At 73.5% G+C, this 8106-nt stretch carries 7 protein-coding genes; 1 reads left to right on the plus strand and 6 read right to left on the minus strand.

Annotation, left to right across the window (positions count from 1 at the left end; genetic code table 11):
- From RWM17_RS09835 to RWM17_RS09860, 6 genes are all read right to left on the minus strand, one after another.
- A partial coding sequence (locus RWM17_RS09835; RefSeq protein ID WP_314103160.1) for an ROK family transcriptional regulator occupies positions 1–1126 on the minus strand: 1126 nt, incomplete at its 3' end.
- Between the two features lie 219 nt (positions 1127–1345).
- Positions 1346–2431 (minus strand): Gfo/Idh/MocA family oxidoreductase, encoded by a 1086-nt coding sequence (locus RWM17_RS09840; RefSeq protein WP_314103170.1) that lies wholly within the window; start codon positions 2429–2431, stop codon positions 1346–1348.
- Between the two features lie 113 nt (positions 2432–2544).
- Positions 2545–3237 carry a ThuA domain-containing protein gene (locus RWM17_RS09845; protein ID WP_314103162.1) on the minus strand — a complete coding sequence of 231 codons (693 nt, stop codon included), beginning with the start codon at positions 3235–3237 and terminating at the stop codon, positions 2545–2547.
- Positions 3234–4421, minus strand: coding sequence for a Gfo/Idh/MocA family oxidoreductase (locus RWM17_RS09850; RefSeq protein WP_314103164.1), 1188 nt, complete (start codon positions 4419–4421; stop codon positions 3234–3236). The genes RWM17_RS09845 and RWM17_RS09850 overlap by 4 nt, the downstream gene beginning before the upstream one ends.
- Positions 4418–5188, minus strand: coding sequence for a ThuA domain-containing protein (locus RWM17_RS09855; protein ID WP_314103165.1), 771 nt, complete (start codon positions 5186–5188; stop codon positions 4418–4420). Before RWM17_RS09855 ends, RWM17_RS09850 begins: the two co-directional genes overlap by 4 nt.
- Positions 5185–6348: a Gfo/Idh/MocA family oxidoreductase gene (locus RWM17_RS09860; protein ID WP_314103172.1), complete on the minus strand. Its 1164-nt coding sequence runs from the start codon at positions 6346–6348 to the stop codon at positions 5185–5187. Before RWM17_RS09860 ends, RWM17_RS09855 begins: the two co-directional genes overlap by 4 nt.
- A 282-nt stretch (positions 6349–6630) precedes the next feature.
- Here RWM17_RS09860 and xylA point away from each other — a divergent pair, with 282 nt between their 5' ends.
- Entirely contained in the window at positions 6631–7824 is a 1194-nt protein-coding gene (xylA, locus tag RWM17_RS09865; protein ID WP_314103168.1) for a xylose isomerase, read from the plus strand.
- Positions 7825–8106: the final 282 nt, after the last annotated feature.

The raw sequence follows: 8106 nt of genomic DNA on the forward strand, positions 1-8106 counted from the left end.
GCTGCACGCCGTCGCGCGGCCCGGGCAGCGCCTGCGCGGTGACGCGGTCGAGCAGCCGGTCGGGCGCAGCGGCCTGCAGCGACCCGAGGAACCCGCCGAGCACGATCACCGACGGGTTGAAGGCGTTGAGCACGTTGCGGAGCGCCACCGCCACGTAGTCCACCTGGCGCTCGACCTCGCGGCGCACGTCGGCGTCGCCCTCGGCGAGCGCCGTCGCCAGCGCGGCGTCGAGCTCGTCCGCCTGGGCGCGGGACAGGCCGGTGACGGCCAGCAGCTCCGCCTGGCCGACCTCGGTCTCGAGGCAGCCGACGGCGCCGCAGTGGCAGAGCCGTCCGGCCGACTCGACGAGCGTGTGGCCGATCTCGCCCGCGAAGCCGTCGCGGCCGCGGAGGGGACGGCCGTCGACGACCACTCCCCCGCCGACTCCGCTCGCGCCGCCGTTGAGGAAGACGAGGTCGCTCGCCCCGGCGCCGGCGCCGAAGAGGCCCTCGGCGACGACGGCGGTGCTCGCGTCGTTGGCGGCCCGGGCGGGCAGGCCGGTGGCATCGGACAGGAGTCGGGCGAACGGCTCGTCGACCCAGCCGAGGTGCGGCGCGAGCCGGACGAGGCCGCCGTCCGCGTGCACGAGGCCCGGCACGGCGGCGCCCAGGCCGACGACCCGGGCGGCGGGCACCTCGTCGACGAGCTCCCGGACGAGGCGGGCTGCGATCTCCGCCGCCTCGACCGCGGTGGGGACGCCGTCCGTCTCGTGGCGGACGCGGCGCTGCACGACGCCGTCGAGGCCGACGCGGCCGACGGTCACGGCGTCGATCTCGGGGTTGACCGCGAAGGCGACGACGTCGGGCGAGGCGCTGACCACCGGGCTGGGGCGGCCGACGCGGTTGGCCGCGACGGGCTCCGACTCGACGACGAGGCCGCGCTCGACGAGCTCGCCGACGAGGGCGGCGATGGTGGAGCGGTTCAGGCCGGTCAGGCGCGTCAGCTCGCTGCGCGAGGTCGGGCCGTCGCCGTGCACGATGCCGAGCACGGAGGAGAGGTTCGAGCCGCGAGGGCGGTCGAGGAGGGGGCGGACGCGACCGGCGCGAGGGGCGCCTCCTGCGGAGTCCTGCTCTGCGTCGACAGGCACCGCAGCGGGCCCACCCGGCGTCGCCGAGGGCGTCGCCGGCAGCGTCGCCGGCTCGCCCTGGGCCTCACTCGTCTGGTCTCGCACCGCGGCCTCCCTGGTCCACGAGGGTACCGGTCGACCGGTCGGGTCCGTCGACGGCGAGAAGGGACACGGCGCCCGTGGGCCCACGCCTGTGGCGTCCCTTCTCGCTGCGATCGGCCGCGCCCGCGCGAGCGGCGGTCACGCCTGGTGCGGCTCGGCGCCGAGCGGCACCAGCGGCGGCACGTCCGGGCGGGTGACCAGCGTCACGACCGAGCCGGACGCGCTCGACGCGGCCACCGCCCCCGTGATCTCGAGCACGTGCAGGGCGACGTCGCCGGAGGCGCGGTGCGGCTTCCCCGCCGCGACCGCCCGGGCGAGGTCGGCCAGGCCGTACCCGCGACCGGCGGCGACGTAGCCCGCCGTCGCCGGGACCTCGCGCCAGGTGCGGTCGTCGGCGGTGAGCAGCTCGACGGGGTCGCCGAACATGTTCGCGTCGGGGACGGCGATCGTGCCGAGCGTGCCGAAGAACTCGGTGATCGGCGCCCGGGAGCCCCACACCTCGAAGCTCACCGTCACGGTCGACGTCGCTCCCGAGGCGTGCCGCAGCAGCGCGCTCGCGTGCGTGTCGACGTCGACCTCGAGCTGCTCGCCGGCGCGGGGGCCGGTGCCGATCGTCCGCCGCCGGGCCGAGCGCGAGACCAGGCCGGACACCGAGACGACCGGCCCGAGCAGGTGCACGAGCGTCGTCAGGTAGTAGGGGCCCATGTCGAACAGCGGGCCGCCTCCTGCCCTGTAGTAGAAGTCGGGCGCGGGGTGCCAGGCCTCGTGCCCGGACGCCGTCCACGAGACGGCGGCGCCGACGGGGTCGCCGACCGCTCCCGAGGCGACGAGCTGCGCCGCGGTCTGGATGCCGGTGCCGAGCACCGTGTCGGGTGCCGAGCCGACTCGCACGCCTGCCGCACGGGCCGCCTCGAGCACCGCGGCGCCGTCGGCGACCGTGAGCGCGAGCGGCTTCTCGCCGTAGACGTGCTTGCCGGCGGCGATCGCCCGGAGCGCGATCTCGGCGTGCGCCGCGGGGATCGTGAGGTTCAGCACCACGTCGACCCTGTCGTCGGCCAGCAGCTCGTCGACGGTCAGTGCCCGGACGCCGAGGCGCGCGGCCACGGAGGCGGCCCGCACCTGGTCGAGGTCGGCCACGGCCTCGAGGACGAGGCCGGGCAGCCGCTCGAACGAGGCGAAGTACTGCTCGCTGATGACCCCGACGCCGACGACGCCGACGCGCATCGGAGCCGTGGCCGTGCCGCCGGTCGTGTTCTCGCCGGTCGTGCCGTCGCCGCTCGTGCCCACGCCGGTCGTGCCGTCGCCGCTCGTGCCCGCGCCGACCGTGCCCGCGCCGCTCATCGCGAGGCCCACAGCAGGCCGCGCTCGACGAGCGTGCGGACGGTCGGGTGGTCGAGCACGGCCTGCGAGTGCCCCGGGGTGACCACGGCGATGCGGCCGAGGCCCCACTGGCGGGTCCAGACGGCGGGGGAGGTCACCGGGCGCGTCCAGGGGTCGCCGGCCCGCGCCTCCTGCGTGGTCGTCGCGAGCACGTCGAGGTAGTCGTCGTGCAGCAGCCAGTACTGCTCGCTCTCGACCTCGAAGTCGTCGAGGCCCTCGGTGACCGGGTGCGTCGCCGCCGCCTCGGTGAAGCGGATCACGTGCCTCACGAAGCCGTCCGTCTCGTCGCCCACCCGGTCGGCCGCGGCCTTGCCGGGGTGCGCGGCGAACTGCCCGCCGATCAGGTGCAGGTAGTCGGCGTCGCCGCGGAACGAGTCCGCGATGCCGCCGTGCCAGCCGGCCAGGCCGGTGCCCGCCTCGACGGCCGCGCGGAGCCCTGCCGTCTGCGTACCCTCGATGGTCGACATGGTCACGTTCTGCAGCACGAGGTCGGCGTCGCGCATCACGTCGGCGTCGGCGTAGACCGCCGGGCCGTCGTGCAGGCTGACCTCGAAGCCGGACCGCTCGAGGAACGGCACGAACGAGTCGGTCGTGCCGGTCGGGTCGTGGCCCTCCCAGCCGCCGCGGACGACGAGCGCGCGGCGGGTCACGAGGTCGCCCCTGCCGTCGCTGCGGGGGTCGTCGTGCCGGGCCTCGACGTCGGGACCGCCCGCAGCGCTGCCCGGACGGAGGTCCACGACTCGAGCCGGGCACGCACGTCGTCGCGCGCCTCCCGCTCGATCGCCGTCGCGAGCGCCCGCTCGAGCAGGTCGTCGATCACGACCCGCTGCCCGGTGCGCGTCGACTCGATCGCCGCCTCGACCATCGCGAGGCTCATCACGTTCTCGTGCACCTCGCCGTGCGGCACGGCTCCGGTGCGCAGGGCGCCCACGAACGCCGCGAGCGAGCCCTCGATCCCGTCGCCGACGGTCGGCAGCTGCGGCAGCGAGGGCGACGAGGAGGCGCCCGTCTCGTCCGCGAGGGAGAGCACGGGAGCCTCGTCGCCGTCCCACAGCGCGGTGCCGGCCGAGCCGCTGACGCGCCACGACCCGTTCCACGAGGTCTCGGCCCCCGGGCTGCACCAGCTGCCCGAGTAGGCGTACCGGATGCCGCCCTCGAACTCGAAGACGGCGTTCGCGGCGGCGTCGCCGCGGTACCAGCTCCACGACGGGCTGAACGAGTCGCACCAGACCGACACCGGATCGGCGTCGAGCAGCCAGCGCACCGAGTCGAACGGGTGCACCGCCATGTCGAGCAGCAGCACGTCGTCCATCTGCTCGCGGAAGCCGCCGAAGTGCGGCGCCTTGAAGAACTCGGTCGTGACGACGCCGACCGTCTCGAGCTGCCCGATCTGCTGCCTGAGGGCCACCAGGTGGTCGTCGTAGCGACGCGACTGGCTGACCATGAAGAGCTCGCCCGTCACCTCGGCGGCGGCCGCGAGCGAGAGGCCCTCGGCGACGTCGAGCGCGACCGGCTTCTCGCCGAGGACCGGCAGGCCGGCGAACAGCGACTGCGTCGTCACGGGGTGGTGCGCCACCGGCACCGTCACGTCGACCACCGCGTCGGGCGCGAGGTCGGCGACCAGCGCGCCGAGGTCGGTCGAGACGGGCAGCGACGCGTCTCCGTGGTGCTCGGCGCCCGCCCGGGCGGCGTCGAGGTCGAGATCGACGACGCCGACCAGCTCGACGTCGGCGCTGTCGGCGAGCGCGCGGAGCCAGGCCCGCCCCATGCCTCCCGCACCGACCTGGACGACGCGGAGGGCGCCTCCTCGGCTGTCGACCGTGCGGAACGTCATCGCTCCAGCGCCCCTTCGTAGTCGGCGCCCTGGAAGTACTGGCCGGTCTCGTAGCGCAGCAGCGTCGGTGTCTCGCGCTCGCGCTCGGGGCGCGCCCACTCCACGCCGTTGGCGATCACGCGGCGGACGTCGCGGTGGTGGTAGACGGGGAAGTCCTGGTCGCCGGGGCTGAAGAAGAAGACCTTGCCGAAGCCGCGCCGGTAGGTCATGCCGCTGCGGAACACCTCGCCGCCCGTGAAGCCCGAGATGAAGATCAGCTCGTCGGGGGTCGGCACGTCGAAGTACTCGCCGTACATCTCTTGTTCGGGGATCACGATCGGGTTCGGCACGCCGCGCGTGATCGGGTGCTGCGGGTTGACGGTCCAGACGAGCTCCTGGTCGTGCTCGCTGCGCCAGCGGAGGGTGCAGGTCGTGCCCATCAGCTTCGTGAAGATCTTCGACCAGTGACCGGAGTGCAGCACGACCAGGCCCATGCCGGCGAGGACGTGGCGGTGCACCCGCTCGACGACCTCGTCGCTGACCTCGTCGTGCGCCGCGTGGCCCCACCAGGTGAGCACGTCGGTCTGCTCGAGCGCCTCCTCGCTGAGGCCGTGCTCGGGCATGTCCATCGTCGCGACGGTGATCTGCGCGTCGGGCAGGTTCTCGCCGACGCCCTCGGCGATCGCACCGTGCATGCCCGTGGGGTAGCGCTCGGCGACGTGCGCCTCGACCTGCTCGTGGCGGTTCTCGCCCCAGACGGTGACGCGGAGCGGGGTGGTGGGGGTCATGCGACTTCTCTCTGTGTCGGGGAGGTGGGCGTCCAGCGGCTCCCGTCGGCGGCGCTGCGCTCGACGGCGTCGAGCACCCGCTGCACCTGGAGCCCCTCGGCGAAGGAGGGGGTCGGCTGCTCCCCCGCCGCGATCGCCGTGACGAGATCGCGGGCCTGGTGGCTGAAGGCGTGCTCGTAGCCGAGGCCGTGGCCCGTCGGCCACCACGAGCCCGCGTAGGGGTGCTCCGGCTCGGTCACGAGCACGCGCCGGAAGCCGAGCTGGTCGACCGGGGCGTCGGCGTCGTAGACCTCGAGCTCGTTCATCCGCTCGAGGTCGAAGGCGATCGCGCCGCCCGTGCCGCTGAACTCGAGCCGCAGCGCGTTCTTGCGGCCGGTCGCGACGCGGGTGGCCTCGAAGGTCGCGAGGGCGCCTCCTGCGATCTTCGCCGTGAAGAGGGCCGCGTCGTCGACCGTCACCTGCCCGCGCTCGGAGGAGGCGGTGCCGCCGAGGCCGCGGACCTCGCCGAGCAGGGGGCGCTCGGTCGTGAAGGTGTGCAGCAGGCCGCTGACGTCGGTGAGGGCCCGGCCGGTGACGAACTGCACGGCGTCGACGAGGTGGGCCCCGATGTCGCCGAGCGAGCCGGAGCCGGCGACGCCCTTGTCGAGGCGCCAGGTCATCGGTCCCTCGGGGTCGACCAGCCAGTCCTGCAGGTAGAGGGCACGCACCTGGCGCAGCTCGCCGATCGCGCCCCGAGCGACGAGGTCGCGAGCGAAGGTGATCGCGGGCACGCGGCGGTAGCTGAAGCCGACCATCGCGAGGACGCCCCGCGCGGCGGCCCGCTCGGCCGCCTCGGCCATCAGCTCGGCCTCGGCGACGGTGTTGGCGAGCGGCTTCTCGCAGAGGACGTGCTTGCCTGCCTCGAGCGCGGCGACCGCGATCTCGACGTGCGTCGAGCCGGGCGAGCAGATGTCGACGAGCTGGACGTCGTCGCTCTCGACCACGCGCCTCCAGTCGGACTCGGCGCGCTGCCAGCCCCAACGGGCGGCAGCGGCGCGGGTCGCGTCGGCGTCGCGGCCGACGATCGCCGTCATCCGCGGCGCGAGCGGGAGGTCGAAGAACGCGGGCGCCGTGCGCCAGGCCTGCGAGTGGGCGGCGCCCATGAAGCCGTGGCCGACCATGGCGACCCCGAGGTCGGGGCGGGCGTCGTCGGCGCTGGTCTCGTCGGCACTGGTGTCGTCGGGGGACATCTGACTCCTTCGTCGCGCGTCACCACGTTCGTTGTGGCCAACAACAAAGTACGGGCGACGTCGAGGGCACGCAACCTCCCCGCCCGACGACGGGGGACGCGCTGGCGCAGGGCCCACTCTGGGGAGGAGCCGTGACGACGCCCTTGTGATCGATGCCTCGAGCGCATATGTTGGAGACGACAACAAACGCTCTCGACGACGAGGACCCCGGACATGACGACCACTCCCACCCGCGACGACAAGTTCTCCTTCGGACTCTGGACGATCGGCTACACCGGCGCCGACCCGTTCGGCGGACCGACCCGACCCGACCTCGACGTGGTCGAGGCCGTCGAGAACCTCGACCGCCTGGGCGCCTACGGCCTGACCTTCCACGACGACGACCTCTTCGCGTTCGGCTCGACCGACGCGGAGCGCCAGAAGCAGATCGACCGCCTCAAGGGCGCGCTCGACGCGACCGGCATCGTCGTGCCGATGGTGACGACCAACCTCTTCAGCGCGCCCGTCTTCAAGGACGGCGGCTTCACCTCCAACGACCGCGGCGTCCGCCGCTTCGCGCTCCGCAAGGTGCTCCGCAACGTCGACCTCGCCGCCGAGCTGGGCGCCAAGACCTTCGTCATGTGGGGCGGCCGCGAGGGCGCCGAGTACGACTCCGCGAAGGACGTGCAGGCCGCGCTGTCGCGCTACAAGGAGGGCGTCGACATGCTCTCGCAGTACGTTCTCGACAAGGGCTACGACCTGCGCTTCGCGATCGAGCCCAAGCCCAACGAGCCCCGCGGCGACATCCTGCTGCCGACCCTCGGCCACGCGATCGCGTTCATCGAGACGCTCGAGCACCCCGAGATGGCGGGCGTGAACCCCGAGGTCGGCCACGAGCAGATGGCGGGCCTGAACTTCACGGCCGGCATCGCCCAGGCGCTCTACCAGGGCAAGCTGTTCCACATCGACCTCAACGGCCAGCGCGGCATCAAGTACGACCAGGACCTGGTCTTCGGCCACGGCGACCTGCAGAACGCGTTCTCGCTCGTCGACCTGCTGGAGCACGGCTCGCCCCAGGGCGGCCCGACCTACGACGGCCCGCGCCACTTCGACTACAAGCCGTCGCGCACCGAGGACATCTCGGGCGTCTGGGACTCCGCCGCCGCCAACATGCGCATGTACCTGCTGCTGAAGGAGCGCGCCCAGGCGTTCCGTGCCGACCCCGACGTGCAGGAGGCGCTGGCCGCCTCCCAGGTCGCGGAGCTGTCGACGCCGACGCTCGGCGAGGGCGAGGGCTACGAGCAGCTGCTCGCCGACCGCGCCTCGTACGAGGACTACGACGCGGGGCAGCACTTCGGCGGCCACGGGTACGGGTTCGTCCGCCTGCAGCAGCTCGCGCTCGAGCACCTGATGGGCGCAAGAAACTAAGGGCGGACGCGCCAGCGTTCGCGTTTCTTGCGCCGACGCGCTCTAGCGCGTCGGGCGGCTAGGAGCGAACGCGCCAGCGTTCGCGCCGCGAGCCTGATCGGCACGGAACCTCGGTTCGTTCACAGAACCCCGTTGCGCGGCGGTTCTCCGAACGGAACGAGGTTCTCCGTCGTCACGGGGAAATCGCCGGCGACGTGAACCGCGTTCCGAACCATGAACCGGGATACAACGCGGTTCATGGTTCGGAACGCGGTTCGAGGAGGTGGCGGAGCGCAAGCAGCA

Source organism: uncultured Frigoribacterium sp. (assembly GCF_963515265.1).
In the GTDB taxonomy this organism is placed as follows: domain Bacteria; phylum Actinomycetota; class Actinomycetes; order Actinomycetales; family Microbacteriaceae; genus Frigoribacterium.